Annotated in this window: 24 protein-coding genes; 6 read left to right on the forward strand and 18 right to left on the reverse strand. The window is 62.3% G+C overall.

The features are described from left to right. Positions 1-121: 121 nt before the first annotated feature. The 3 genes from CTR2_RS05225 to CTR2_RS05235 form a co-directional block, all read right to left on the reverse strand. The gene (locus CTR2_RS05225; RefSeq protein WP_087084809.1) at positions 122-769 is read right to left on the reverse strand and encodes an IS5 family transposase; all 648 of its coding nucleotides are present in this window, start codon (positions 767-769) and stop codon (positions 122-124) included. Positions 770-940: 171 nt separating this feature from the next. After that, complete coding sequence (gene lysS, locus CTR2_RS05230) at positions 941-2,485, reverse strand: lysine--tRNA ligase (RefSeq protein WP_087084808.1); 1,545 nt, start codon at positions 2,483-2,485, stop codon at positions 941-943. A 242-nt stretch (positions 2,486-2,727) separates the two neighbouring features. Then, complete coding sequence (locus tag CTR2_RS05235) at positions 2,728-3,378, reverse strand: LON peptidase substrate-binding domain-containing protein (protein ID WP_087084807.1); 651 nt, start codon at positions 3,376-3,378, stop codon at positions 2,728-2,730. Positions 3,379-3,438: 60 nt separating this feature from the next. Between CTR2_RS05235 and CTR2_RS05240 the strand changes: the two genes are divergently transcribed. Next, the gene (locus tag CTR2_RS05240; RefSeq protein WP_046461217.1) at positions 3,439-4,005 is read left to right on the forward strand and encodes a YggT family protein; all 567 of its coding nucleotides are present in this window, start codon (positions 3,439-3,441) and stop codon (positions 4,003-4,005) included. Positions 4,006-4,169: 164 nt separating this feature from the next. On the opposite strand, the gene accD is transcribed toward CTR2_RS05240, so the two are convergent. The 12 genes from accD to CTR2_RS05300 all read right to left on the reverse strand — a co-directional run bounded on the left by accD (position 4,170) and on the right by CTR2_RS05300 (position 18,324). Beyond that, positions 4,170-5,045: an acetyl-CoA carboxylase, carboxyltransferase subunit beta gene (gene accD / locus CTR2_RS05245; protein WP_003076614.1), complete on the reverse strand. Its 876-nt coding sequence runs from the start codon at positions 5,043-5,045 to the stop codon at positions 4,170-4,172. Positions 5,046-5,216: 171 nt separating this feature from the next. Next, positions 5,217-6,026 (reverse strand): tryptophan synthase subunit alpha, encoded by an 810-nt coding sequence (trpA, locus tag CTR2_RS05250; protein ID WP_087084806.1) that lies wholly within the window; start codon positions 6,024-6,026, stop codon positions 5,217-5,219. After that, positions 6,023-7,315, reverse strand: a complete 1,293-nt coding sequence (gene trpB / locus CTR2_RS05255) for a tryptophan synthase subunit beta (protein WP_087084805.1) — start codon at positions 7,313-7,315, stop codon at positions 6,023-6,025. Before trpB ends, trpA begins: the two co-directional genes overlap by 4 nt. After that, a complete protein-coding gene (locus CTR2_RS05260) occupies positions 7,240-8,025 on the reverse strand; it encodes a phosphoribosylanthranilate isomerase (protein ID WP_087085233.1) in 786 nt (261 codons plus the stop codon). Before CTR2_RS05260 ends, trpB begins: the two co-directional genes overlap by 76 nt. 42 nt (positions 8,026-8,067) lie before the next feature. Further along, on the reverse strand, positions 8,068-8,898 hold the full coding sequence (gene truA / locus CTR2_RS05265; protein ID WP_087084804.1) for a tRNA pseudouridine(38-40) synthase TruA: 831 nt from the start codon (positions 8,896-8,898) through the stop codon (positions 8,068-8,070). Positions 8,899-8,938: 40 nt separating this feature from the next. Continuing rightward, positions 8,939-11,854 carry a motility hub landmark protein FimV gene (locus CTR2_RS05270; RefSeq protein WP_087084803.1) on the reverse strand — a complete coding sequence of 972 codons (2,916 nt, stop codon included), beginning with the start codon at positions 11,852-11,854 and terminating at the stop codon, positions 8,939-8,941. Positions 11,855-12,225: 371 nt separating this feature from the next. Further along, positions 12,226-13,338 (reverse strand): aspartate-semialdehyde dehydrogenase, encoded by a 1,113-nt coding sequence (gene asd / locus CTR2_RS05275; RefSeq protein WP_087084802.1) that lies wholly within the window; start codon positions 13,336-13,338, stop codon positions 12,226-12,228. Between the two features lie 393 nt (positions 13,339-13,731). After that, positions 13,732-14,808: a 3-isopropylmalate dehydrogenase gene (gene leuB, locus CTR2_RS05280; protein WP_087084801.1), complete on the reverse strand. Its 1,077-nt coding sequence runs from the start codon at positions 14,806-14,808 to the stop codon at positions 13,732-13,734. Positions 14,809-15,044: 236 nt separating this feature from the next. After that, on the reverse strand, positions 15,045-15,701 hold the full coding sequence (gene leuD, locus CTR2_RS05285; RefSeq protein ID WP_003057935.1) for a 3-isopropylmalate dehydratase small subunit: 657 nt from the start codon (positions 15,699-15,701) through the stop codon (positions 15,045-15,047). 25 nt (positions 15,702-15,726) lie between these two features. Continuing rightward, positions 15,727-15,852 carry an entericidin A/B family lipoprotein gene (locus CTR2_RS05290; RefSeq protein WP_043007199.1) on the reverse strand — a complete coding sequence of 42 codons (126 nt, stop codon included), beginning with the start codon at positions 15,850-15,852 and terminating at the stop codon, positions 15,727-15,729. 24 nt (positions 15,853-15,876) lie between these two features. Then, complete coding sequence (gene leuC / locus CTR2_RS05295) at positions 15,877-17,298, reverse strand: 3-isopropylmalate dehydratase large subunit (protein ID WP_087084800.1); 1,422 nt, start codon at positions 17,296-17,298, stop codon at positions 15,877-15,879. Between the two features lie 57 nt (positions 17,299-17,355). Next, positions 17,356-18,324 (reverse strand): LysR family transcriptional regulator, encoded by a 969-nt coding sequence (locus CTR2_RS05300; protein WP_003064272.1) that lies wholly within the window; start codon positions 18,322-18,324, stop codon positions 17,356-17,358. Positions 18,325-18,695: 371 nt separating this feature from the next. On the opposite strand from CTR2_RS05300, the gene CTR2_RS05305 reads away from it, so the two are divergent. Continuing rightward, a complete protein-coding gene (locus CTR2_RS05305; protein WP_176391749.1) occupies positions 18,696-19,979 on the forward strand; it encodes a tetratricopeptide repeat protein in 1,284 nt (427 codons plus the stop codon). 65 nt (positions 19,980-20,044) lie between these two features. Here CTR2_RS05305 and dnaJ read toward each other — a convergent pair whose 3' ends face one another. From dnaJ to grpE, 3 genes are all read right to left on the reverse strand, one after another. After that, positions 20,045-21,175: a molecular chaperone DnaJ gene (dnaJ, locus tag CTR2_RS05310; protein WP_003064279.1), complete on the reverse strand. Its 1,131-nt coding sequence runs from the start codon at positions 21,173-21,175 to the stop codon at positions 20,045-20,047. A gap of 100 nt (positions 21,176-21,275) precedes the next feature. Continuing rightward, positions 21,276-23,219: a molecular chaperone DnaK gene (gene dnaK / locus CTR2_RS05315; RefSeq protein WP_087084798.1), complete on the reverse strand. Its 1,944-nt coding sequence runs from the start codon at positions 23,217-23,219 to the stop codon at positions 21,276-21,278. Between the two features lie 124 nt (positions 23,220-23,343). Beyond that, on the reverse strand, positions 23,344-23,889 hold the full coding sequence (gene grpE, locus CTR2_RS05320) for a nucleotide exchange factor GrpE (protein ID WP_045838327.1): 546 nt from the start codon (positions 23,887-23,889) through the stop codon (positions 23,344-23,346). A 314-nt stretch (positions 23,890-24,203) separates the two neighbouring features. Between grpE and rpsF the strand changes: the two genes are divergently transcribed. Genes rpsF through rplI form a run of 4 tightly spaced genes read left to right on the forward strand, consistent with a single transcriptional unit; the run spans position 24,204 to position 25,641 of the window. Further along, positions 24,204-24,566, forward strand: a complete 363-nt coding sequence (gene rpsF, locus CTR2_RS05325) for a 30S ribosomal protein S6 (RefSeq protein WP_003057922.1) — start codon at positions 24,204-24,206, stop codon at positions 24,564-24,566. Between the two features lie 20 nt (positions 24,567-24,586). Then, positions 24,587-24,877 (forward strand): primosomal replication protein N, encoded by a 291-nt coding sequence (gene priB / locus CTR2_RS05330; RefSeq protein WP_087084797.1) that lies wholly within the window; start codon positions 24,587-24,589, stop codon positions 24,875-24,877. Positions 24,878-24,895: 18 nt separating this feature from the next. Next, complete coding sequence (rpsR, locus tag CTR2_RS05335; RefSeq protein ID WP_003057920.1) at positions 24,896-25,177, forward strand: 30S ribosomal protein S18; 282 nt, start codon at positions 24,896-24,898, stop codon at positions 25,175-25,177. Positions 25,178-25,188: 11 nt separating this feature from the next. Beyond that, positions 25,189-25,641: a 50S ribosomal protein L9 gene (gene rplI / locus CTR2_RS05340; protein WP_003064296.1), complete on the forward strand. Its 453-nt coding sequence runs from the start codon at positions 25,189-25,191 to the stop codon at positions 25,639-25,641. Positions 25,642-25,672 lie beyond the last annotated feature (31 nt).

Consider the following 25,672-nt stretch of genomic DNA (forward strand, 5'->3'; position numbering starts at 1 on the left):
TTGCAGGAACAGCTTGCGGTAACGGCATTCGGCGGTCAGAGGCACCACCGGATTCCCCTGCACGCACAAGGCTAGTTCCACATCGAGCCGGACATACATGCGCTCCGCCTAGGGCGTGTCATCAATTGAGCCAGGTGATAGCGCCGACCAAGTGCACGGCTCCCAGGAATGCTGCGGCGGTTTTGTCGTAGCGCGTGGCAATGGCTCGGTACTGCTTGAGGCGGGCAAAGAAGTTTTCGATCAGGTGCCGTGCCTTGTACAGATGCCGGTCGTAGTCACGCTGGATCTTGCGGGTGCGCAGGCAAGGAATGACCACTGTCTTGCCCATCTCCAGCAGTGGCCGCACGACCCGCTCGTGAGCATCGTAGGCCTTGTCGGCAATGAGCGTATGAGCCGCATTGCCCGACAGCAAGGCATCCGCACCTTCGAGGTCACTGGCCTGTCCAGGCGTCAGATGAAACCCCGTCGGGTTGCCCAGAGCATCGACCGTAGCGTGAATCTTGGTGCTCAAGCCCCCTCGGCTGCGTCCAATCGCTTGCGCGAGCGCCCCCCTTTGGCTCCAGCGCATGTGGCGAAGGTGCACCACCCGGAAGTCCCCGAAGCGCTCGGGCAGGTCACGCCAGGGAATGCCTGCGCGATAGCGGTACAGCACCGCGTCAATGAACAGACGGTTGTCCCGCGCCGTTGCTCCGGCAAGGCCGGTCCGCCCGGGCAGCAAGTCCTTAATGCGTTCCCATTGGTCGTCTCGCAGAGCGTAGCGGCGTTTCATTGGCTTGGCTGATTTCTACTCCAGCTTCCAACGCTTCTGTCAGTGCGATTGATGACACGCCCTAGGCCTATGGCCGAGTGCGGGTGCCGCGAAAAAAAAGCTGCCGGCACCTAGCCAATGGGTGCCGGCAGCGGCCGGTCGGCAGCAGGGCTGCGGAGCAGCCCCCGTGCATCACTGTTCTCGGCGCAGAGCCGGGAACAGAATCACATCACGGATGCTGGCGCTGTCGGTCAGCAGCATCATGAAGCGGTCGATACCGATACCGCAGCCGCCGGTGGGGGGCATGCCGTACTCGAGGGCACGCACAAAGTCGTGGTCGAAGTACATGGCTTCGTCGTCGCCGCCGTCCTTGGCTTCCACCTGGGCATTGAAGCGGGCCGCTTGATCTTCTGCGTCATTGAGCTCGGAGAAGCCGTTGCCGAATTCGCGGCCGGTGATGTAGAGCTCGAAGCGCTCGGTCACTTCGGGACGCTCGTCGTTGGCACGCGCCAGCGGCGAGATCTCGGTGGGGTGTTCCATGATGAAGGTGGGGTTCCACAGCTTCTCTTCCACCACCTCTTCGAAATACAGCACCTGCAGGCTGGCCAGGGTGCGGGTGGACAGCTTGTCCTTGTCTTCCTTCATGCCCAGCTTCTTCAGGGCATTGGTCAGCCACTCGCGGTTGGCCACGTTGTCGCCGGCTTCGGTGTACTTGACGATGGCTTCGGGGATGGTCAGGCGCTCGAAGGGCTTGGCCAGGTCCACGGGCTTGCCGCCGTAGCTCAGTTCCAGCGTGCCCACGGCCTTGATGGCGGCGTCGCGGATCAGCTTTTCGGTGTAGTCCATCAGATCCTGGTAGTTCCAGTAGGCCGCGTAGAACTCCATCATGGTGAACTCGGGGTTGTGGCGCACCGAGATACCTTCGTTGCGGAAGTTGCGGTTGATCTCGAACACGCGCTCGAAGCCGCCGACGATCAGGCGCTTGAGATACAGCTCGGGCGCGATGCGCAGGTACATCTCCTGGTCCAGCGCATTGTGGTGGGTGATGAAGGGCTTGGCATTGGCACCGCCGGGGATGGGGTGCAGCATGGGGGTCTCGACTTCCAGGAAGCCGTGCTCGACCATGAAGTCGCGGATGCCGGCCACGGCCTTGCTGCGGGCCACGAAGCGCTTGCGGGCTTCTTCGTCGGTCATCAGGTCCACATAGCGCTGGCGCACCTTCTGCTCCAGGTCGGCCATGCCGTGGAACTTGTCGGGCATGGGGCGCAGGCTCTTGGTGAGCAGACGGATTTTCGTGGCCTTGATCGACAGCTCGCCGGTCTTGGTCTTCATCAACTGGCCTTCGACGGAGATGATGTCGCCCAGATCCCACTTCTTGAAGTCGGCGTAGACCTCTTCACCCACGGCATCGCGGGTGACATAGGCCTGGATACGACCCGTGGCGTCCTGTACGGTGGCAAAGCTGGCCTTGCCCATCACGCGCTTGAGCATCATGCGGCCCGCCACGCTGACGGCAACGGCTGCAGCGTCCAGAGCTTCGGCATCCTTGTCGCTGTGCTCGGCGATCAGGGCTGCGGCGCGATGCTCGGGCTTGAAGTCGTTGGGGAAGGCAACGCCGCCGTTGGCCTTGGAGGACTCGCGCAGGGCTTTGAGTTTTTCGCGGCGCTCGGCGATGAGTTTGTTTTCGTCCTGAGGGGCGGTGTTTTCTGCCGCAGAAGAGATGTTTTGTTCAGTCATGAAAAGAGAGCGCCAGCGACAAGCGCCGGTTGGAGGCCAGGAATGGGGGCGCGGAAAGGATAGCCGCTGCCCGAAACCGGTGATTTTAAGTTTTTTGCCGAGTCAGCGGTAAGCGACCGGGCAAAGCTCTCGCAGGAACTGCGGAATGTCGTCTCCATGGCCCAGACTGCAGCCGGGCAAGCCAGCTGAATGCTGCCGAAAAAATAGTGTTTCTACACCGCCGTTAAAGGAAGGAGCCAAATTCAGGCGTCCTCCTGCGGGCCTGATCCGGTAATGCCGCTTTGCTCCAGCACATCGGCGATCAGCTCCAGCCGCAGCAGCGGGGCGTCCAGCGTCATCAGCTGCTGCTTGATCCGCACCGGCAGGGGCAGCATCTCGGCCCAGCGATTGGCAACCCAGGCGCAGTCGTGCATCTGCGTCGGCGTGGGCAACTGAGCATGATCGGGGTCGTGGTCGTGCAGGTTCAGCAAGGCCTGAGCCAGCGCATAGGAGGTGCTGAGCAAATGCTTGGGAACGGTGACTTTGGGGTCGTCGGGCAGCATGGTGACATCGGCCACCCACAGGCCATGCGGCAGTTGCCAGCAGCGCTGGATGTGAAAGCGCTGAGTGCCCTTGCATTGCAGATGCAGCAGGCCGGGCTGGGGCGAGTCGAGCCGGGCGATACGGGCCAGCACGCCTTCGGAGTGCAGGCGCTCGGTCTGGGCGCCGGCCTTGCGCACCTCCTGACCCGTCTGCAGCGCCACCACGCCGAAAGGGGCGTCGGCATGCTGGCATTTGCGGATCATGTCCAGATAACGCACCTCGAAGACCTGCAGACTCAGCAGGCCTTCGGGAAACAGCACCGTGTTCAGCGGGAACAGGGGCAGGGAATGCAGACTTTGCGTATCGGTCATGGTGCCCGGCTATCATCCCACGAATGGGTGAGTTGCTCACTGTTTTCTGAATTGGGTCACATGCTGTTTGAAATCGTTTTGTTTCTGCTGGATGTCGTCGTCGGGTTGATCAGCGGCGCCTGCCTGCTGCGCATGTATATGCAGGCGCAGCGTGTGCCGTTTGGCAACCCCGTGGGGCAACTGGTCTTTGCGCTGAGCGACTGGATCGTCATGCCGTTGCGCAAGGTCGTTCCCGCCAAGGGCCGCTGGGACAAGTCCAGTCTGATTGCGGCCTTGCTGCTGCAACTGGCGCAGGTGCTGCTGATCTGGCTGCTGCTGGGTGCCAAGGGCTCGGTTCTGGCGCTGCCGTGGCTGGCGCTGTGCGGGCTGATCAAGGTCATTCTGTCCGGCATGATGGGCATCTTGCTGATCTACGCCATCCTGTCCTGGGTGCAGCCCTATTCGCCCATCTACGGCGTGCTGCAGCGTCTGGCCGATCCGCTGGTGGCACCGATCCGCAAGGTGGTGCCCCTGATAGGCAATGTGGACTTTTCGGCGTTGATTGCCCTGATCGGTTTGCAGGTGCTGCTGATGGTGCTCAACTATGTGCAGGCTGGCGGCCTGTCCATGATTGCCGGGGTGCGCTAGGGGAGCTGCCCGCCGGGACGGGAAAGCCGCATCGCCGAAACCTCGTCAGCACCAAAGACTGTTCTGAGGTGCTCTGTGAATGTCCCGAGGCGATAAACCGACAAAAAAACGGCTGACGCAGATGAATGCTGCGTCAGCCGTTTTGCTTTTTGCTCGTCCGGTGCTTATTCCACGGCGTCCGCAGGCAGGCGTTGCAGCATGGCCAGCGAGCTGGAGATGCGGTCGCGCAGCTCGCGGCGATCGACGATCATGTCCACGGCGCCCTTGTCCTGCAGGAATTCGGCGCGCTGGAAGCCTTCGGGCAGCTTCACGCGCACGGTGGTTTCGATCACGCGGGGGCCGGCAAAGCCGATCAGGGCCTTGGGCTCGGCAATCACGATATCGCCCACGAAGGCGAAGCCGGCGGACACACCGCCCATGGTGGGGTCGGTCAGCACGGAGATATAGGGCAGACCCTTCTTGGCCAGACGTGTCAGCGCAGCATTGGTCTTGGCCATTTGCATCAGCGACAGCAGACCTTCCTGCATGCGGGCACCACCGGTGGCAGTGAAGCAGATGAAAGGCACTTTCTGCTCGATGGCGGTTTCCACGCCGCGCACAAAGCGTTCGCCGACCACCGAGCCCATGGAGCCGCCCATGAAGTCGAACTCGAAGCAGGCCACGACCACATTGATGCTCTTGACGGAGCCGCCCATGACGATCAGTGCGTCGGTCTCGCCGGTGTTCTCCAGCGCTTCCTTCAGACGCTCGGGGTACTTGCGGCTGTCCTTGAATTTCAGCGGATCGACAGGAATGACTTCCTGGGCCAGTTCATAGCGGCCTTCGGCGTCGAGGAAATGGTTCAGACGCGCGCGTGCACCGATGCGGTGGTGGTGGCCGCAGGTCGGGCAGACGTTCTGGTTCTTTTCCAGATCGGTCTTATAGAGAACGGTTTCGCAGCTGGGGCACTTGATCCACAGACCTTCGGGAATCTGCTGGTGGCGTTCCGTCGGATTGGTCTGCTGGATTTTTGCAGGCAGAAGTTTTTCAAGCCAGGACATGGTATTTCCTTTTCAATTTCCGTTGCTCTGCATGTCACCTGAAGCATCTGAGGGCAGCAGGGTGCATCGAGGGAAGGACAGCAAGCAAGGGCCGCCCCGCAGCGAAGCTGTCGTCCCCCTACAAGGGGGAAGCGGCGCAGCCGCTCAGGGGGAGGCTTATTCAGGGGTGCATTATGCGTCGAGAGCCTTTCGCACACCACGCAGAAAGTCTATTGCCAGAGGCACGATCTTCTCGTGGGGCTGGTTGTCGAGCAGGTCAATGATGCGGCTGCCGATGATGACGGCGTCGGCCACCTGGCCCACGGTCTGTGCGGTCTGGGCATCGCGAATGCCGAAACCCACGCCCACGGGCACGCTGACATGCTGGCGAATGCGCGGCAGCATGGCCTCCACGGCCGAAGTGTCCAGAGCGCCCGAACCGGTCACGCCCTTGAGCGAGACATAGTAGACATAGCCGCTGGCCACGCGCGCCACCTGCTGCATGCGCTCCTCGGTGCTGGTGGGAGCCAGCAGGAAGATCAGGTCCATGTCGCAGGCCTTGAGCTTGGCTGCAAACTCTTCGCACTCCTCGGGCGGATAGTCCACGATCAGCACGCCATCGACGCCGGCAGCGGCCGCATGGTTGACGAAGGCATCCTCTCCATGGATCTGGTCGTAGCGCTCCACCGGGTTGGCATAGCCCATGAGCACCACGGGCGTGGTCTGGTCCTTTTTGCGGAATTCGGCCACATAGGCCAGTACCTGGCTCAGGCCCACGCCGTTGGCGATGGCCTTGTCGCCCGCGCGCTGGATGGTGGGGCCGTCGGCCATGGGGTCCGAGAAGGGCACGCCCAGCTCGATCACGTCGGCACCGGCTTCCACCATGCCGTGCATGAGGGGCGGGGTGATGGCGGCGAACGGGAAGCCTGCAGTCACATAGGGAATCAGGGCCTTGCGGCCTTCTTCCTTGAGCTTGTTGAAGGTGGCGGTAATTCGGCTCATAACTTGTTGCCCCCTGCTGCAGCCTTGGCTGCATCATGTCCGGGAGCGCCCTTGACGGTGAGACCGCGCATGGAGGGGCGGTCGAAATATTCGGCACCCGAGAGGTCGGCCACGGTGCCGATGTCCTTGTCGCCACGGCCCGACAGGCTGACGAGAATCGACTGGTCGGCGCGCATGGTCTTGGCCAGCTTCATGGCATAGGCCACGGCGTGGCTGGACTCCAGAGCCGGGATGATGCCTTCGGCGCGGCACAGATAGTGGAAGGCGTCCAGCGCTTCCTGATCGGTGATGCCCACATACTGGGCACGGCCGATTTCCTGCAGCCAGGCATGTTCAGGGCCCACGCCTGGGTAATCCAGGCCGGCGCTCACCGAGTGGGTCTCGGTGATCTGGCCATTCTCGTCCTGCAGTATGAAGGTACGGTTGCCGTGCAGCACGCCCGAGCTGCCTTTTTGCAGCGAAGCCGAGTGCTTGCCGGACTCCAGGCCCTCGCCTGCCGCTTCCACACCGAACAGCTTGGTGTTCTCGTAGGGGATATAGGGGTAGAAGATGCCCATGGCATTGCTGCCGCCGCCCACGCAGGCGACCACGGCATCAGGCTGTGTGTCGGCGCCCAGAAACTCGGGCATCTGCGTCAGGCACTCGTCGCCGATGACCTTCTGGAAGTCGCGCACCATCATGGGGTAGGGGTGGGGGCCGGCCACGGTACCGATGATGTAGAAGGTGTTGTCCACATTGGCCACCCAGTCGCGCATGGCTTCGTTGAGCGCATCCTTGAGCGTTCGGGAGCCGGACTCCACGGGCACCACGGTCGCACCCAGCAGCTTCATGCGGTAGACATTGGGGCTTTGGCGCTTCACGTCCTCGGCACCCATGTAGACGATGCACTCGAGGCCATAACGCGCGCAGATGGTGGCCGTGGCCACGCCGTGCTGGCCGGCGCCCGTCTCGGCAATGATGCGCGGCTTGCCCATGCGCTTGGCGAGCATGGCCTGGCCGATCACATTGTTGATCTTGTGTGCACCCGTGTGGTTGAGATCCTCGCGCTTCAGATAGATCTGCGCACCGCCCATTTCACGGCTCATGCGCGAGGCGTGATAGACGGGAGAGGGACGGCCTACATAGTGGGCCAGCTCGGACTGGAATTCGGCGATGAATTCGGGGTCGTTCTGATACTTTGCGTAGGCCTCACGCAGCTCGGTGAGTGCGTGGGTCAGGGTTTCGCTGGCGAAGCTGCCGCCGTAGCGGCCGAAATGGCCGTGGGCGTCAGGATACTGGTATTCAAACATGTGTCAGTCTGCAAAATTTGGGCATCAGCTGCGCGTACGGCAGCAATGAAGCGGTGAATCTTGTGGGCATCCTTGATGCCTTTGAGTGGCTTGCCGTCGGGACCTTCGGCCTCGACACCAGAGCTCACATCAACGGCCAGAGACAACCCGCGAGGGCGCACTTGCAAGATGCCATCGGTCACGTTTGCAGGCGTGAGTCCACCAGACAAAACGAGGTGAGAGTCGACGCTTGTTGGCAGAAGTGACCAATTGAATGCCTTGCCGCCGCCACCATAACCATCGACATGGGCGTCGAGCAGGATGGCTTGGGCCTTTGAATAACGTTGGGCATATTCTACGAGGTCAAACCGGGCCGCATCGTCTCCAAGGGGTATGCGCGCCGCGCGCAACCAGGGCTGGACGCCCCGGGTGGAGGCTTCGCAATCCGCGGCCGATTCATCACCATGAAATTGCACGCAGGCGTTCGGTATTTGGTCGCAGGCAGCTATCACATTGGTAGCTGTTTCATTCACAAAGAGCAAAACAGGTGTGACAAAGGGCGGCAGTCGCCGGGCCAGCTCGGCCGCGCGCTGCAGCGTCACGGCACGCGGGCTTGGCGCATAGAGCACAAAGCCGATGGCGTCGGCGCCGGCGGCCACCGCGGTGTCGACATCCTGCTCTCGGGTCAGGCCGCAGATCTTGATGCGGGTGCGGGAGGCAATTGAAGGCATGACTAATCCCTGGCGTTGCAGCAATCGTTGGCAGGTGGCCGCTCAGGGCAGCCAGGCAAACGGAGGGGTGTCGGCAGGCAGACCCCAGCGTGTATCGTAAATGGGGCCGAGAAAGTACAGGCCGTCAGGGGAGAAGGTGGGGGCGGCCACCTCGCGCGAGCGTGCCTCCAGCACCTGCTGCATCCATTCCACGGGCTTGGAGCCCTGGCCCACGTAGATCAGGCAGCCCATGATGTTGCGGATCATGTGGTGCAGAAAGGCGCTGCCCTCGAACTCGAAACGCCAGTAGCCGCATTCCATCTGCGCATCGCGCATGGGCGCCTGGCCAGCGGGGCGGTAGTGGATGTCGATGCGGCGCAGGGTCTTGACCGGGCTCTTGGCCTGGCAGCCCGCAGCGCGAAAGGACGAAAAATCATGCTCGCCCAGCAGCAGATCGGCGGCTGCGCGCATGCGCTGCGCATCCAGGGCCTGAAACACCCAGCCCACCCGGCCCTGGTCCACGCTGGGGCGCACGGGAGACTGCAGCAGCACATAGGCATAGCGGCGTGCGGTGGCACAGGCGCGGGAATGGAAGCCATCCGGGCCGTCGGCCACCTCGGCCGCCCATTGCACGGCAATGTCCTTGGGCAGGAAGGTGTTGGTGCCGCGCACCCAGGAGTTGGGCGCGCGCTGCAACTCGGTGTCAAAGTGCACTACCTGCATCAGGCCGTGCACACCGGAATCGGTGCGACCGGCGCAGATGGTGGAGACTTCTTGAGCAGCAAAGCGGCCCAGGGCCGCTTCGAGTTTGTCTTGTACGGTGTTGCCATCGGGTTGGCTTTGCCAGCCGCGATAGGCCTGACCGTTGTAGCTGACGCCAAGAGCTATGCGCATGGCATGGCTCCCGGCGCGGGGTCTGAATGCATCAAATCAATCAACCAATCTGAGAGAGAAGGCTGTGAGCCTTGGCCTTGAGATCGCCATGGGCTTCGGCGATCACTTCCTCGATCAGTGTACGCGCTCCGTCGCTGTCGCCGATGGCATTGAACTCTTCGGCCAGGGCCAGTTTGGTGGCCAGCGGGTCTTCGGGTTCGGAGGGAGCTGGCACGGCATCGATTGGCGCAGCGATATCGGATGTGCCCAGATCCAGCGACAGGCCGCTGAGGTCGAAAGTCACATCGGCCTGCGCAGAAGCTGCGGCAGGGCTGGCGGCCTCTTCACTCGGCTGCTGCAAGGTCAGGGCTTCGATGTCTTGCTCTGTGTCCAGGCGCTCCTGGCTGGAAGATAGCTCCAGTGGCGCGGTTTCCTGTCCGCTCTCGGCCTCGGGCTGTGCCTGCAAAGGCAGGGTGAAGCTGTCGAGGTCGAACTCGAGCGCATTCAGGGAGCTTTGCTCGGCGGGCGCGGGAGCTGTGACGGGGGCCGGGGCTTGAGAAGCGGTGGCGGGCAGGCTGAACGAGGCCAGATCATCGAGATCCAGGTTCAGGCCGTTGTCTGCGGCTGCAATTGCCGGCTCTGCGGAGGTGGCAGCAGGAGTGTCCCACTGTGCCAGTGCCGCGAAGTCCTGCTCGTTGGGCAAGGAGACTGGTTCGGAGGCCACAGGCGCTGCGCTGGCAGCGGTGTCAGGTAGGTCCGCAGGCAGCTCCAGATCCATGTCGAAGTCCATGCCGGCGGGCTCCGTGGGAGGGCCTTCGCGGCTGGCCGCCGCTTCTGCGGCCTGTGCAGCAGCCAATGCCGAGCCAAAGCCCACGGCGGCGGCCACACCGCCTTGCAAGGCGGTCGATGGATCGGTAGGGCTGAAGGCGTTGGGCGCAGCCGTTGCGCCTGCCTGGGGCTGGGGAGCTCCGCCCAGCTGGTAGGTCAGATTTTCCGGATCCAGGATACGGCCCTGATCGGCCAGCCGCTGCCATTCGGGCCCCTTGCCCTGGGTCAGCGCAAAGACGTTGTTGGCTACAGATGCGTAGGCCATGCGGTCATGGCGCTTGGCATAGATTTCAGCCAGCTTCTGGTGCAGCACCAGGCGGTTGGGGTCGCTGCGCAGCGCTTCCTTGAGGATTTCCTCGGCCTGCAGGTCGCGGCCGTAAGCCAGGTACACATCGGCTTCGGCCAGCGGGTCCACATCGCCGGCGTCGAGCTGGCTGGGAGAGTACTGCATGGACTGGCCCGACATCTGGCTGCTGCTGGTCGTGGTGTCCACGCGCTGGCCGCCACTGGCGCCGAAGAAGGAGTCCGCCGACAACTGGCTGTCGCCCAGCGTGCTGTCCGCGCCTGCCGCAGCGGCTTTGCGACGCTGAGAAACACGGTAGCCGCCATAGCCCAGCAGCAGGGCCAGCAGTGCTGCACCAGCCAGCGGGATGGTCGGGTCTTCCATCAGGCTGTCGATAAAGCTGGGCTCCTCGGGAATGGGGGCCGGTGCCGCAACAGGCTTGGGAGGTGCAACCGGTGCCGGTGCAGGCGCTGCAGGCTCGGCTGCGGCTTGTGCCGGTTCGCCTTCGGCCGGAGCTGGTGCAGGTAGGGTGTCGCCTGGCTTGCCGGCATCGGCTGCCGCAGCCTCGGGTGTGGCTGGGGGGGTAGACGTTGCAGCCGCATCAGCGGCCGGAGCGGGGGCAGGCGCTGCAGCATTGGCGGCGCTGGCCGCGGGTACGGTGACTGTAGGGCTTGCCGCTGGTGCAGCTGCAGCCGGGGCGCTTGCTGTGGGAGCCGCGGCCGTACCTGCAGGTTTGGTGGCTGCCGCAATCTGGCTCAGCTCGGCCATATTACGTTTGAGCTCATCGGCGCGCGCAGACTGGTCGGCGGCCTGTTTTTGCTGGGCCACTTGCTCATCGGCAGCCACGCCCTTGACGGAGCCCTTGGACAGGGTCAGCTTGTCGGGGGCGGCGGTGGTGGCCTTGGCATCTGCGACATGGGCCTGAACCTGGCCGGAGGCGCTGCGCGATGCTGCTTCCACAGGAGCCACAGGTGCCACGCCAGCCAATTGACGGCGGAACTGGTTGAAATCCTGAGACTGGGCCGCCATGATCTGGCGGGCTTCCTTGGCCGAGGTAGCCTGGGCGGCTGCCTGATCGGGCAACTGAATCACCGCGCCGCTGCGCATGCGGTTGATATTGCCATTGACAAAGGCCTGCGGGTTGCTGCGCAGCATGGCGACCAGCATCTGATCAAGCGAGACGCCTGCTGGCTTGTGCGCTGCAGCAATGCGACCTGCGGTGTCGCCTGTCCTGACGCGAACTTCATCGCTGCTGCCAGCCGGTGCTGCAATGCCGGCCTGGCGCTTGCGCTGCGGCTTCGCAGCGGCTTCGTCCTGATCGCGGTCATTGCGCAGGTCCCGGCCGGCCGTGTTGACAGGGCTGGACGCCGGGCGTGCAGTCACGGCGGGACGCGCAGGCGCAGGCGCCGCGGCAGGCGTGGCCTGGGCAGCGGTGGTGGGTGCAGGAGCAGGGCGACGCGTTGCAGGAGGGTCGAGCAGCAAGGTGTAGTTGCGCTGCAGCTTGCCCGATGCCCAGTTGGCATCGATCACCAGATCGACAAAGGGATCGTTGACCGGCTGAAAGCTGCTGAGCTTGAGCACGGCCGAGCCATTGGCGCGTTTTTGCACCTGCACGCGCACCGAGTTGGCCGTGCCAGTGAATTCCATGCCCTGGGCACGGAATGCAGCTGGCGATGCGATAGCTGCCTGCAGGCTGTCGGCCTCGGCTGCGCTGAGTTGAGGGATCTCGACTTCGGCACGCAAGGGCTCGCCCAGAGCCGACTGCACCGTGATGCGACCCAGCGCCAATGCCCATGCATCGGTGGCCGGGAGGCTTGACAGTGCGAGGGTGGCTGCGGCGAGCGCAGAAAGTTTCCAGCGTTGCATAGGGCTCAGACTTGATTCGTGCAGCCTACAGCCCTCTTGTTCTTGATCGGGTTTGTGGCTGCGGTGCACATAAAAATTGGAAATTCCAGCAGGCGGCAAAGGTCTCTCGGCCCGGCGGACACAGTTTGCATTGTCAACGACGCTATTGCAATGTGAGCAAAAGCATGGCTGGCAAGGCTCTCAATTGTTGTCGATTGGCAACGAGATGAAACCTAATGTAGGTTTGCTGACGGTTTGCATTCGCCCGAATAAGCGGGCAATTGTCGCCCAAGCCTGGAGCTTGGACATGAAAAAAGCGCCGGCCATCACGAGGATGACTGGCGCTTTGCTGTGCTGGATCAAGCCATCAGCAGGCTTGATGGCGGCAGGTATCAGGCTGCCAGCAGGATGCGCAGCATGCGGCGCAGAGGCTCGGCCGCGCCCCACAGCAGCTGGTCGCCGATCACGAAGGCCGAGACGTATTCGGGGCCCATATTGAGCTTGCGCACGCGGCCCACGGCAACGTCAAGGCCGCCGGTGGTCGCTGCGGGAGTCAGTTCCTTGACGGTCAGGGCGCGTTCGTTGGCCACGAACTTGACCCAGGGGTTGCCGCCCTTGATCAGGGCTTCGATCTCTTCCAGGGGCAGGTCCTTGTTCAGCTTCAGGGTCAAGGCCAGGGAGTGGCAGCGCATGGCGCCGATACGCACGCACAGGCCGTCCACGGGGATGGTGGCTTCGGTGCCCAGGATTTTGTTGACTTCGGCCTGGCCCTTCCATTCTTCCTTGGACTGGCCGTTGGGCAGCTGTGCGTCGATCCAGGGGATCAGGCCGCCGGCCAGAGGTGCGCCGAAGAATTCGGTGGGCACATCTTCGCGGATGGTCTGGGCGACCTTGCGGTCGATTTCCAGAATCGCCGAAGCAGGGGTTGCCAGTTCGTCGGCGACGGCGGCGTGCACCACGCCCATGCCCTTGAGCAGCTCGCGCATGTGGTTGGCACCGCCGCCCGATGCGGCCTGGTAGGTCATGGAAGAGACCCATTCCACCAGACCGGCCTTGAACAGACCGCCCAGACCCATCAGCAGGATGGAGTTGGTGCAGTTGCCACCGATCCAGTTCTTGCCGCCGGCGGCCAGCTTTTGCTGGATCAGGTCGTCGTTGACGGGGTCCAGCACGATGACGGCGTCGTCCTCCATGCGCAGCGAAGAGGCCGCGTCAATCCAGTGGCCGTTCCAGCCCGCGGCGCGGATCTTGGGGAAGACTTCCTTGGTGTAGTCGCCACCCTGGCAGGTGATGATGATGGCGCACTTGGACAGCTCGGCGATGTCGTTGGCGTCCTTCAGCTCGGTGTGCACCGTGGCCATGGCCGGAGCCTTGCCGCCGGCATTGGAGGTGGAGAAGAACACGGGCTCGATCAGTGCGAAGTCGCCTTCGGCCTGCATACGATCCATCAGCACGGAGCCGACCATGCCGCGCCAGCCCACCAAACCTACCAATTGCTTGCTCATTTGAAACGCCCTTTCAGTTTTGAAAACAGTAGCTTGAGACTGCTTCGGCCGGCTCGTCAGGGCCGGAAGGGGCGCGCGACGAACCGGGCTGGGTCAGCCTGTAATCGTCTTAATGGTGATTGCGCGCGCATTCACACCGGCAAGCTTTGCGGGTGTGTCGATCTCGGAAGCGAAGGTGCGTGCGGCAAACATAAGAGTTGTCATTCTAGCGACTAGAGAAAAAGCTTGAAGAGTTAAAAGTGCTCGAAACTCTAGTCAAAACGTCGAAATAAATGATTTATTTTTGACGTTTTGTTTTGTTTGATGCCGGAAAATGCGTCAAACCAAAAAGCCACCGCCTTGCGGCAGTGGCTGGACATCAGCGGTTTCCGGGCTTGGATCGTCAATACGTTCTCAGACGCCGGCCAGCGCCTTGACCACGGCGTCGCCCATTTCACGGGTGCTGACCTTGGTCGTGCCTTCGCTGTAGATGTCGGCAGTGCGCAGGCCGTCGGCCAGTACCTTTTGCACGGCGGCTTCGATCTTCTGGGCGGCAGCTTCCTGGCCCAGGCTGAAGCGCAGCATCATGGCGGCCGAGAGGATGGTGGCCAGGGGGTTGGCGATGCCCTTGCCGGCGATGTCGGGAGCCGAGCCGTGGCTGGGTTCGTACAGGCCTTGCTTCTTGTCGTTCAGGCTGGCGCTGGGCAGCATGCCGATGGAGCCGGTCAGCATGGAGGCTTCGTCAGAGAGGATGTCGCCGAACATATTGCCGGTCACCACGACGTCGAAGCGCTTGGGTTCCTTGACCAGCTGCATGGCGGCGTTGTCCACGTACATATGGTCCAGGGCCACGTCGGGGTACTGCTTGGCGACTTCGCTGACCACGTCCTTCCACAGCTGGAAGGTTTCCAGCACATTGGCCTTGTCCACGCTGGTCACACGCTTGTCGCGCTTCTGGGCGGCCTGGAAGGCGACATGGGCGATGCGCTCGATCTCGGGACGGGTGTAGCGCATGGTGTCGAAGGCTTCCTCGGCACCGGGGAAGTGACCATCGGGAGCCACACGGCGGCCGCGCGGCTGGCCGAAGTAGATGTCGCCGGTCAGCTCGCGGATGATGAGGATGTCCAGGCCCGCCACCAGCTCGGGCTTGAGGCTGGAAGCGTGGGTCAGTTCCTTGTAGCAGATGGCGGGACGGAAGTTGGCGAACAGGCCCAGGGCCTTGCGCAGGCCCAGAATGGCCTGCTCGGGACGCAGGGGGCGGTCCAGCGTGTCGTACTTCCAGTCACCCACGGCGCCGAACAGGATGGCATCGGCTTCCTGGGCCAGCTTCAGCGTGGCAGGAGGCAGGGGGTGGCCGGCAGCTTCATAGCCGGCGCCGCCCACGGGAGCGGTTTCCATTTCCAGGCCCAGATTCAGGGCCTCAAGCACCTTGACGGCTTCCGCGACGATTTCGGGACCAATGCCATCACCGGGCAAAACTGCAATCTTCATGATGTTCCTTTGATTAATTTGATAGCTGTTAGCGCTCGTTATTCATAGATTTCAGATTGAATTAATCCTGATATGCATGAATAGAAAGCGCTAGAAGCTCATTTATTGGTAGCTAATCCAAGCAAGGCATGCCCCAAAGTGAGAGACATCGAGCAAGAGCCGCCTCGCAGCGAAGATGTCGTCCCCCTCTGGGGGAAGCCGCGGAGCCGCCTAGGCAAAGCGGCTCAGGGGGAGCTTTATTTCTGAATCAATGTATGCGCCAGCCAGGGCTTCTGCGCCAGGCGCTCGGCCTCGAAGGCCTTGATCTTGTCGGCATGGCGCATGGTCAGGCCGATATCGTCGAAGCCGTTGAGCAGGCAGTACTTGCGAAAGGCGATGACGTCGAAGGCGATCTCTTCGCCCTGGGGCCTCAGGATCACCTGGCGCTCCAGGTCGATGGTCAGCTCGTAGCCGGGGAAGGCCGCGACGTCGTTGAACAGCTGGTCGATCGTGGCCTCGGGCAACACGATGGGCAGCAGACCGTTCTTGAAGCTGTTGTTGAAGAAGATGTCGGCAAAGCTGGGGGCCAGGATGGCGCGGAAGCCGTACTGGTCCAGGGCCCAGGGCGCGTGCTCGCGGCTGGAGCCGCAGCCGAAGTTCTTGCGCGCGATCAGGATGCTGGCGCCCTTGAAGCGGGGCTGGTTGAGCACGAAGTCGGGATTGGGCTTGCGGTCGGCTTCGGGCACGCCGGGCTGGCCGGGCTGGTCCAGATAGCGCCACTCGTCAAACAGATTGGGGCCGAAGCCGGTCTTCTTGATGGACTTGAGGAACTGCTTGGGGATGATGGCGTCGGTGTCGACGTTCTCGCGGTCCATGGGGGCGACAAGGCCCTTGTGCACGGTGAATTTTTGCATGGCGTGAATTCCAGGGATCAAGGGTTCAGCGAGCGGCACGTTCAATGGCGCTGCCGGCACTTTGCACGTCCTGGCCCAGGCCCTTGACGGTGTTGCAGGCGGCCATGGTGAAGGCCAGGCCGATCAAAAGAATCGTGACGGAAGGCTTCATGCTCTGTCTCGCTGAAAGAATGGTTTAGGAGAACTTGCGGATGTCGACGAAGTGGCCGTGGATGGCGGCCGCAGCGGCCATGGCGGGGCTGACGAGGTGGGTGCGGCCACCGGCGCCCTGACGGCCTTCGAAGTTGCGGTTCGAGGTCGAGGCGCAGCGCTCGCCGGGCTCCAGGCGGTCGGCGTTCATGGCCAGGCACATGGAGCAGCCGGGTTCGCGCCATTCAAAGCCGGCGGCCTTGAAGATCTGGTCCAGGCCTTCGCGCTCGGCCTGTTCCTTGACCAGGCCGGAGCCGGGCACCACCATGGCCAGCTTGATGTTCTTGGCGACCTTCTGGCCCAGGTTCTTGACCACGGCCGCGGCTTCGCGCATGTCTTCGATGCGGCTGTTGGTGCAGGAGCCGATGAACACCTTGTCGACAAAGATGTCGTTGATGGGCTTGCCGGGTTCCAGCGCCATATAGGTCAGCGCACGTTCGATGGCACCGCGCTTGTTCGAGTCCTTTTCCTTGTCGGGATCGGGGACGGCGGCATCGATGCCCAGCACCATCTCGGGGCTGGTGCCCCAAGTCACCTGCGGCACGATGTCGGCGGCGTTCAGCTCCACCACATGGTCGAACTTCGCATCGGCGTCGGAATGCAGTGTCTTCCAGTAGCTGACTGCGGCATCCCATTCGCCACCCGTGGGCGCCAGGGGGCGGCCCTTGATGTAGTTGATGGTCTTGTCGTCCACGGCCACGAGACCTGCGCGAGCGCCGCCTTCGATGGCCATGTTGCAGACCGTCATGCGGCCTTCCACGCTCAGGTCGCGGATGGCTTCGCCGGCAAACTCGATGGTGTAGCCCGTGCCGCCGGCGGTACCGATCTTGCCGATGATGGCCAGCACGATGTCCTTGGCGGTGATGCCGGGCGCGACCTTGCCGTTGACCTGCACCAGCATGTTCTTGGCCTTCTTGGCCAGCAGGGTCTGGGTGGCCATCACATGCTCGACCTCGGAGGTGCCGATGCCGTGGGCCAGCGCGCCGAAAGCGCCATGGGTGGAGGTGTGGCTGTCGCCGCAGACCACGGTCATGCCGGGCAGGGTCGCGCCCTGCTCGGGGCCCATGACGTGAACAATGCCCTGGCCCTTGTCCATGAAGGGGAAGAAGGCGGCCGAGCCGAACTCGGCGATATTGCTGTTCAGCGTGGTGATCTGTTCCTTGCTGATGGGATCGGCAATGCCGTCGTAGCCGCGCTCCCAGCCGTCGGTGGGGGTGTTGTGGTCGGCCGTGGCCACGACCGAGCTGACGCGCCACAGCTTGCGGCCGGCCATGCGCAGGCCTTCGAAGGCCTGGGGGCTGGTGACTTCATGCACCAGATGACGGTCGATATAGAGGACGGAGGTGCCGTCTTCCTCGGTGTGAACGACGTGCTCGTCAAAAATCTTGTCGTAGAGGGTGCGTCCCATGGTGGTCTCGTGAGGTTGGTTTGTTGGGAGGATTCTGTGGCGGCTTGATGCGATGCTTCAAGCCTTGGCACTGGCGGGGCAGAGGTGATCGACCAGCAGGCGGGTGGTCACCGGCAGCGCTTCAAAGTCGCGGGCCACCACGCAGAGTTCGCGGTGCGCCCAGTCGTCGGTGAGCTGCACGGCGCGCAGATGGCCCACGCCATGCATCAGCTCGAATGCGCGGTCGGGCAGTAAGCCCAGTCCCAGGCCGTTGTCGATCATGCGGCACATGGCGTCCAGGCTGGTGACCTGAATGCGCTGGTGCAGCGGGTGGCCGGCCTGGGCTGCGGCAGCACGCATGGCGAGGCTGATCGAGGAGCCGGCATGCAGGCTGACGATGTCCCATTCCAGCACTTCCGTGAAGGCGACGCTTTCGCGGTCGGCCAGGGCATGGCGCTCGGGCACGACGACGACCAATCGGTCTTTGCGATAGCTGCGGTACTGCAGCGGCACATTGCCCTGGGTCAGTTGCACAGTGGCCTGATTGCCTTCGCTGCTCCTGATATTGCCCAGCGTGCAGATGCCGATATCGGCCGTGCCCTCGGCCACGGCGCTCAGCACGTCGGGGCTCAGGTGCTCCTGCAGATCGATCTTGATCTGGCTGTGTTCGCGCGCAAAGGCCCCCAGGTCTTCGGGCAGAAACTGCACGATGGCGGACATATTGGCGTGCATGCGCACATGGCCGCGCACGCCGTCGGCGTATTCGGAGAGCTCGCCCTGCATGCGCTCCAGCCCGTAGAGCACATTGCGCGCATGGTGCAGCAGGCTCTCGCCGGCCGGCGTCAGTGTCACGCCGCGGCTGTGGCGATAGAGCAGGGCGGTGTCCACCGTCGCTTCCAGGTCGGACAAGCGCTTGCTGACGGCCGAGGCCGCAATGAACTCGCGTTCAGCGGCGCGGCCAATGCTGCCCAGTTCGCACACGGCGACGAACAGCTGAAGCGAGGTGAGATCGATGCGGCGCGCAAAACTGCGCTCTGAATTCTTCATGGGGTAGGCTCAAGTCTTCTCGTTTCGAGAAGTTTTCAGCATTTTTACCGATTAATCTAGCTGCATCCATCTTTGAATGAGATGTCTTGCTTGGCGATGGGTAAATTTTGGAGATGGGTGATTTCTTGCTTTGCGATGACTTGGCGAGGCTTGAGAAAGCGGTGTTGCATTTGTCAGTCTTGCGTACTTGCATTTTCATAGCGAAGACTCTAGATGCCAGAATCGTTCAAGCCTGATCCGGCCTGAGGTGCGGAAGTCTTCCTGGTGCCTGAGTGCCGGAATTTTTTTACAAAGTAAATCGTCAGTAAAGCAGCCAGGAATCGACGCTATTCGCTGCAAAAATGTGAGTCATGAGAGTTCCCAACCATCCGATGTCCGACAGTGAGCCTTCCGAGTTGCCAGTTATGGCTTCGGGAGCGCCACTCTTGCACCGCAGCCGTTGCTGGGGTCAGGCTTGCCTGCTGGCAGCTGCGCTGGCGCTGGGCGGCACTGCCTTGCCAGCTGTGGCCAAAGGCAAGACCCCGGCCAAGTCCAGTGCGGCCGCGCCAGCCAAATCGTCCAAGTCCACCAAGAGCACGACTGCAGGTGCTGCCAAATCTTCATCGGCCAAGTCCGCCGGCAAGGCCGGTAAAAAAGGGCGCACCGGCCGCAACGCAGCGGTCGCTGGTGCTGCGGCAGCAGGTGCGGCAGCGGCAGCTCCGCTGGGTCGTGAGCATTGGACGCCGGAGGCCAGGAACAATCAGGCCGAAGATGCCAAGGAGCTGGCCTCCATGCGTGCGGCAGCACAGACGGGCGACGCCAAGGCCCAGTATCTGCTGGGCTCGCGCTACCGTTTTGGCAAAGGAGTGAATCAGGACCTGGCACAGGCCGTGCACTGGTATCGCCAGTCGGCTGACCAGGGCTATGCGCCCGCGCAGTCCGACCTGGGAGTGCTCTACGCCAACGGGCGGGGCGTGACTCTGGACGAAGTGCAGGCCGTGAACTGGTACCGCAAGGCGGCAGAGCAGGGCGACGGCATCGCCCAGAACAATCTGGGTCTGATGTATGCCGAGGGCCGCGGCGTGGCGGCCGATGATGCGCAGGCCGTGCAATGGTTCGAGCGTTCGGCCAAGGGCGGCGAGGCCGCGGGTCAGTACAGCCTCGGTGTGATGCTCTCCGGCGGCCGGGGCGTCAAGGAGGATGGTCGGGCCGCCCTGCAATGGTTTGAACAGGCGGCCGAGAAAGGCCATGCCGACGCCCAGTACAACACCGGCATGATCTATGCCGTAGGTGCGCTGGTGCCGCAGGATCTGACGCGCGCGGCGCGGTGGCTGGAGAAGTCCGCCGGTCAAGGCAATGCGGCGGCTCAGTCGTCTCTGGGCTTTCTCTATGCCAACGGCCAGGGCGTGCCGCAGGATGCAGGCCAGGCGGCACGCTGGTTCGATCGCGCCGCCAAGCAGGGCTACACCCTGGCGCAGTCGAACCTGGCCGCCATGTATGTCAGCGGTCAGGGCGTGCAGAAAGACATGGGCAAGGCCTATTTCTGGCTGGCTATCGCCCATGCCAAGGATCCCTCGCTGCAAAGCCGCATGCAGACGGCCGAGCAGGCATTGAGCCCCGCAGAGCGGCTGAGGGTCCAGCGCGAGGTGCGTAACTGGAAGCCGGGCAAGGAATGATGGGCTGCCCATGAAAAAAGCCCATCAGGCATGACCGATGGGCTTTTGGGGGTGAGCGTCAGGGCTTAGCTGAAGAAGCTCTTCAGACGGTCCGTCCAGCTCTCGCCGCTGGGCGAATGCTTGGAGCCACCCTTCTTGAGCGATTCGTCCAGATCCTTGAGCAGCTTGCGCTGGTACTCGGTGAGCTTGACCGGAGTCTCCACCACGATGTGGCAGTACAGATCACCGGGGTAGCTGGAGCGAATGCCCTTGATGCCCTTGCCGCGCAGGCGGAACTGCTTGCCGGCTTGCGTGCCTTCAGGGATGTCGATCGCCGCCTTGCCTTGCAGTGTGGGCACTTCGATCTCGCCACCCAGGGCGGCGGTGATGAAGCTCACGGGAACATTGCAGTGCAGATCGTCGCCGTCGCGCTCGAAGATGTCGTGGTCCTTGACGCGAATCTCGATATAGAGGTCGCCTGCCGGGCCGCCATTGGTGCCGGGTTCTCCATTGCCGGCCGAGCGGATGCGCATGCCGTCGTCGATGCCGGCAGGAATTTTCACTTCCAGCGTCTTCTGGCGCTTGACCTTGCCCTGGCCGCCGCAGGACGTGCAGGGCTCGGGGATGATCTTGCCCGTGCCGCGGCAGTGCGGGCAGGTCTGTTGCACGCTGAAGAAGCCCTGGCGCATCTGTACCGTGCCCATGCCGTTGCAGGTGGTGCAGGTCTTGGTGCTGGTGCCGGGCTTGGCGCCGCTGCCGCTACAGGTGTCGCAGCTGTCCCAGCTTGGAATGCGGATCTGGGCATCCTTGCCCTTGGCAGCCTCTTCCAGGGTGATTTCCATGGAATAGCTGAGGTCGTTGCCGCGGTAGACCTGACGGCCGCCGCGACCGCCGCGGCCGCCGCCGTTGAACATATCGCCAAAGATGTCGCCAAAGGCCTCGGCAAAGCCGCCAAAGCCCTCGCCGCCGCCCATGCCGCGATTGGGGTCCACGCCGGCATGGCCGTACTGGTCGTAGGCCGCACGCTTTTGGCTGTCGGAAAGCATCTCGTAGGCCTCTTTGACCTCCTTGAACTTTTCCTCGGCTTCCTTGGCCTTCTCGCCCTGATTGCGGTCAGGGTGGAACTTCATCGCCAGCTTGCGATAGGCCTTCTTGATGTCATCGTCCGAGGCGCTTTTGGCAACGCCCAGAACTTCATAGTAGTCACGTTTGGACATGTGAGTTTTCGGTCGGATGGAACAGGAACGCCGCGCCAGCTCCTGGGAGCCCGGCGCGGCGGCAAGCGGTCAATGGTTTGAGGCCAGGACCTGCCCGCGCTTAGTCCTTCTTGACTTCCTTGACTTCGGCGTCAACCACGTTGTCGTCAGCGGCTGCCGATGCGCTGGCACCGGCGGAGGCTGCTGCTGCGGCCGCAGCAGCTTCGGCACCGCCAGCGGCCTGTGCGTCGGCGTACATCTTCTCGCCCAGCTTCTGGCTGACCGTCATCAGGGCCGTTGTCTTGGCGTCGATGGCGTCCTTGTCCTCGCCCTTGAGCGCTTCTTCCAGTTCCTTGACGGCAGCTTCGATGGCGCTCTTTTCGGCGGCATCCAGCTTGTCGCCATGCTCGGCCAGGCTCTTGTTGACGCTGTGAACAGCGGCTTCGCCCTGGTTCTTTGCGGTCACCAGTTCCAGCTTCTTCTTGTCGTCGGCTGCGTTCAGTTCCGCATCCTTGACCATGTTCTGGATTTCTTCTTCCGACAGGCCAGAGTTCGCCTTGATGGTGATCTTGTTTTCCTTGCCGGAAGCCTTGTCCTTGGCGGACACGTTCAGGATGCCGTTGGCGTCGATGTCGAAGGTCACTTCGATCTGGGGCACGCCACGACCTGCGGGCGGAATGCCTTCCAGGTTGAACTCGCCCAGCATCTTGTTGGCGCTGGCGATCTCGCGCTCGCCCTGGAACACCTTGATGGTCACGGCAGGCTGGTTGTCTTCAGCCGTGGAGAAGGTCTGCGCGAACTTGGTGGGAATGGTCGTGTTCTTGCTGATCATCTTGGTCATGACGCCGCCCAGGGTTTCGATACCCAGAGACAGGGGAGTCACGTCCAGCAGCAGCACGTCGGAGCGCTCGCCACCCAGCACCTGGCCCTGCACGGCAGCGCCCACGGCCACGGCTTCGTCGGGGTTCACATCCTTGCGGGGATCCTTGCCGAAGAATTCCTTGACCTTTTCCTGCACCTTGGGCATGCGGCTCATGCCGCCGACCAGGATCACGTCGTGGATGTCGGATACGGAGATGCCTGCATCCTTGATGGCGGTGCGGCAAGGCGCGATCGTGCGCTCGATCAGATCGTCCACCAGCGACTCCAGCTTGGCGCGGGTCAGCTTGATGTTCAGGTGTTTGGGGCCTGTGGCATCGGCGGTGATGTAGGGCAGGTTGATGTCGGTCTGTGCGGAGTTCGACAGCTCGATCTTGGCTTTTTCAGCGGCTTCCTTCAGGCGCTGCAGAGCCAGCACGTCCTTGGACAGATCAACGCCTTGTTCCTTCTTGAACTCGTCGATGATGTAGTTGATGATGCGCTGGTCGAAGTCTTCGCCGCCCAGGAAGGTGTCGCCGTTGGTCGACAGCACTTCGAACTGCTTTTCGCCGTCCACGTCGGCGATTTCGATGATGGAGACGTCGAACGTGCCGCCGCCCAGGTCATACACGGCCACCTTGCGGTCGCCCTTGCCCACCTTGTCCAGGCCGAAGGCCAGGGCAGCAGCGGTAGGTTCGTTGATGATGCGCTTGACTTCCAGACCCGCGATGCGGCCGGCGTCCTTGGTGGCCTGGCGCTGGGCGTCGTTGAAGTAGGCGGGCACGGTGATGACGGCCTCGGTCACGGGCTCGCCCAGGAAGTCCTCGGCGGTCTTCTTCATCTTGCGCAGCACTTCGGCGCTGATCTGGGGGGGAGCCAGCTTCTGGTCACGCACTTGCACCCAGGCGTCGCCGTTGTCGGCCTTGACGATCTGGAAGGGCATCAGGTCGATGTCCTTTTGCACCTCGGCTTCGGCGAACTTGCGGCCGATCAGGCGCTTGGCGGCGTAGATGGTGTTCTTGGGGTTGGTGACGGCCTGGCGCTTGGCGGATGCGCCGACCAGGATTTCGCCGTCTTCTTGATAGGCAACGATGGAGGGGGTGGTGCGGGCACCTTCGCTGTTCTCGATCACGCGGGTGTTGTTACCCTCCATGATGGCAACGCAGCTGTTGGTGGTACCCAGGTCAATACCGATGATTTTTCCCATAATTCTCTCCGTAATCTGTTGAATGTTTGCTTGATTCGTCACTTGTGGGCGTAGTGGCCGGCTTCAAGAGCCGTCACTCACATTTTTTTGCCCTGACGGTGGTTTTTTGGGGTGTCTGGCCGGCTCAGCCCTGGGCCACGGTCACCAGCGCGGGGCGCAGGATACGGTCGGCGATCACATAGCCCTTTTGCAGCACGGCAACCACGGTGTTGGCGGGCTGGTCGGCGGGAACCATGGAGATGGCCTGGTGGTGGTGAGGGTCGAACTTCTCGCCCGCAGCGGGATTGATGGCGAGCACCTTGTTGCGCTCCAGGGCCGAATTCAGCTGGCGCAGCGTGGCGTCCGAGCCTTCGCGCAGCTGCTCGGGCGTGGCGTTCTGGATGGACAGGGCCGCGTCCAGGCTGTCGATCACGGGCAGCAGGCTTTCTGCAAAGCTCTCGATGCCGAACTTGCGTGCCTTGGCGACCTCTTCTTCGGCGCGGCGGCGCATGTTTTCGGCGTCGGCCTTGGCACGCAGGTATTGGTCGGCCAGATCGGCGCTCTTGGCCTTGAGTTCTTCCAGCTCGGCCTGCAGACGTCCCAGTTCGTCCGACGCATTGGCTGCCAGGGCCGCTTCCAGTTCCTCGGGGCTGGCGTCGTTGATGGTGTTGGGGTTGTGGTTCTCGGTCATAGGTGGTGAAGGTTTCTCAAAACTTAAGACAATCTGTCTGCCAGATGCGCTCCGCCAGGTCTATTTCAAGACCCGTGCCGCCCGACAAAGGGCGGCGGGCGCAGCGACTGGGCTGAGCCTGCAGGATTTACGGGGCATTTCAGGAGAGTGAGCACTTGTGATTTCAGCGCCTCTCGCCTTGATTGACCAATGGTAATCGCAGGTTTATAGGCCCCAGAGTGTACAGATAGTCTGCCACTCGGCTAGAATCTCACGTTTTGCCTTGCCGCACCGCTACAGACGCAGTGGGCGGCGTTTACCCAAAAGGAGTCGTTATGCGTCATTACGAAATCATTTTGTTGATCCATCCGGATCAAAGCGAACAAGTTCCCGCGATGCTGGAGCGCTACAAGGGCATGATTGCTGCTGGTGGCGGCAAGGTGCACCGCGAAGAAGATTGGGGCCGTCGTCAGCTGGCTTACATGATCAACAAGCTCGCTAAGGCTCACTACCTGTGCCTGAACATCGAAGCCGACCAGGCTGTGATGGCTGAACTGGAACACGCCTTCAAGTTCAATGATGCCGTGCTGCGTCACCTGACTGTGCAGAAGAAGAAGGCTGATACAGCTGCTTCCGCCATGATGAAGAGCGTTGAGCGCGAAGAAGCCCGCAAGGCCAACCAGGCTGAGCACGCTTAATAGCATCAGACACTGAAGGAGTGGAAAACCGCGTTGTATTGACGGGCCTTCTCGCAGAGCAAGCTGCTTTGCGCTACACGCCCGCCGGATTGCCGGCCCTGGATTTGCGGATTGAACACAGTTCGCAGCAACAAGAGCTGGGCAATGCGCGCAACGTGAATGCATCTGTCAAGGCTGTTGCCTTTGGCGCCCTGGCTGAAAAGCTGGCCCGCCAAGCACCCGGTAGCCAATGGACCTTTCAAGGTTTTCTGGCCACGCCGCGCAATAGCAAGATGCTGGTTTTACACATTCAGGATATTCAACAAAATTAATTTTCAAGAGGTCCAGCAATGGCCACGTTCAAGAAATTCAACAAGGACAAGCGTCCTAAGCGCAACACCCAGTCGCTGCTGTTCAAGCGCAAGCGTTTCTGCCGCTTCACAGTCGCCGGCGTCGAAGAAATCGACTACAAGGATGTCGACACCCTGCGTGACTTCATCGCCGAAAACGGCAAGATTGTGCCCGCACGCCTGACCGGCACGCGCGCCATCTACCAGCGTCAGCTGAACACAGCCATCAAGCGCGCTCGCTTCCTGGCTATGCTGCCCTACTCTGACCAGCACAAGATCTAAGGAGCAAGACTATGCAAATCATTCTGCTCGAAAAGGTTGTGAACCTGGGTAACCTGGGCGATATCGTCAAGGTCAAGGACGGTTACGCTCGTAACTTCCTGATCCCCTCCGGCGCTGCACGTCGTGCAACAGCTGCTGCCAAGGCTGAATTCGAAGCCAAGCGCGCTGAGCTGGAAAAGGCTGCTGCCGAGAAGCTGGCTGCCGCTCAAGAACTGAGCGAAAAGCTGAATGGCGTCAATGTGAAGATCACTCAGAAGGCTGGCGTTGACGGCCGTCTGTTTGGTTCCATCACCAACGCCGACATCGCTGAAGAACTGGTCAAGGCCGGTTTCGCAGTGAACAAGTCGCAAGTGCGCATGCCCAACGGCCCCATCAAGACCGTTGGCGACGCCACTGTGGTGGTGGCTCTGCACACCGACGTGGCTGCAGAAGTGGCTGTCTCCGTGTACGGCGACCACTCCTAATTCAGGCACTGTTCTGAATTGGCAAAAAGCC

Source organism: Comamonas thiooxydans (assembly GCF_002157685.2).
Classification (GTDB): Bacteria; Pseudomonadota; Gammaproteobacteria; order Burkholderiales; family Burkholderiaceae_C; genus Comamonas; species Comamonas testosteroni_H.

Bases quoted from the DNA above. Each gene is read 5' to 3' on its own strand.
- CTR2_RS05225 (WP_087084809.1), bottom strand. From the start codon at position 769: ATGAAACGCCGCTACGCTCTGCGAGACGACCAATGGGAACGCATTAAG.
- lysS (WP_087084808.1), bottom strand. From the start codon at position 2,485: ATGACTGAACAAAACATCTCTTCTGCGGCAGAAAACACCGCCCCTCAG.
- CTR2_RS05235 (WP_087084807.1), bottom strand. From the start codon at position 3,378: ATGACCGATACGCAAAGTCTGCATTCCCTGCCCCTGTTCCCGCTGAAC.
- CTR2_RS05240 (WP_046461217.1), top strand. From the start codon at position 3,439: ATGCTGTTTGAAATCGTTTTGTTTCTGCTGGATGTCGTCGTCGGGTTG.
- accD (WP_003076614.1), bottom strand. From the start codon at position 5,045: ATGTCCTGGCTTGAAAAACTTCTGCCTGCAAAAATCCAGCAGACCAAT.
- trpA (WP_087084806.1), bottom strand. From the start codon at position 6,026: ATGAGCCGAATTACCGCCACCTTCAACAAGCTCAAGGAAGAAGGCCGC.
- trpB (WP_087084805.1), bottom strand. From the start codon at position 7,315: ATGTTTGAATACCAGTATCCTGACGCCCACGGCCATTTCGGCCGCTAC.
- CTR2_RS05260 (WP_087085233.1), bottom strand. From the start codon at position 8,025: ATGCCTTCAATTGCCTCCCGCACCCGCATCAAGATCTGCGGCCTGACC.
- truA (WP_087084804.1), bottom strand. From the start codon at position 8,898: ATGCGCATAGCTCTTGGCGTCAGCTACAACGGTCAGGCCTATCGCGGC.
- CTR2_RS05270 (WP_087084803.1), bottom strand. From the start codon at position 11,854: ATGCAACGCTGGAAACTTTCTGCGCTCGCCGCAGCCACCCTCGCACTG.
- asd (WP_087084802.1), bottom strand. From the start codon at position 13,338: ATGAGCAAGCAATTGGTAGGTTTGGTGGGCTGGCGCGGCATGGTCGGC.
- leuB (WP_087084801.1), bottom strand. From the start codon at position 14,808: ATGAAGATTGCAGTTTTGCCCGGTGATGGCATTGGTCCCGAAATCGTC.
- leuD (WP_003057935.1), bottom strand. From the start codon at position 15,701: ATGCAAAAATTCACCGTGCACAAGGGCCTTGTCGCCCCCATGGACCGC.
- CTR2_RS05290 (WP_043007199.1), bottom strand. From the start codon at position 15,852: ATGAAGCCTTCCGTCACGATTCTTTTGATCGGCCTGGCCTTCACCATG.
- leuC (WP_087084800.1), bottom strand. From the start codon at position 17,298: ATGGGACGCACCCTCTACGACAAGATTTTTGACGAGCACGTCGTTCAC.
- CTR2_RS05300 (WP_003064272.1), bottom strand. From the start codon at position 18,324: ATGAAGAATTCAGAGCGCAGTTTTGCGCGCCGCATCGATCTCACCTCG.
- CTR2_RS05305 (WP_176391749.1), top strand. From the start codon at position 18,696: ATGTCCGACAGTGAGCCTTCCGAGTTGCCAGTTATGGCTTCGGGAGCG.
- dnaJ (WP_003064279.1), bottom strand. From the start codon at position 21,175: ATGTCCAAACGTGACTACTATGAAGTTCTGGGCGTTGCCAAAAGCGCC.
- dnaK (WP_087084798.1), bottom strand. From the start codon at position 23,219: ATGGGAAAAATCATCGGTATTGACCTGGGTACCACCAACAGCTGCGTT.
- grpE (WP_045838327.1), bottom strand. From the start codon at position 23,889: ATGACCGAGAACCACAACCCCAACACCATCAACGACGCCAGCCCCGAG.
- rpsF (WP_003057922.1), top strand. From the start codon at position 24,204: ATGCGTCATTACGAAATCATTTTGTTGATCCATCCGGATCAAAGCGAA.
- rpsR (WP_003057920.1), top strand. From the start codon at position 24,896: ATGGCCACGTTCAAGAAATTCAACAAGGACAAGCGTCCTAAGCGCAAC.
- rplI (WP_003064296.1), top strand. From the start codon at position 25,189: ATGCAAATCATTCTGCTCGAAAAGGTTGTGAACCTGGGTAACCTGGGC.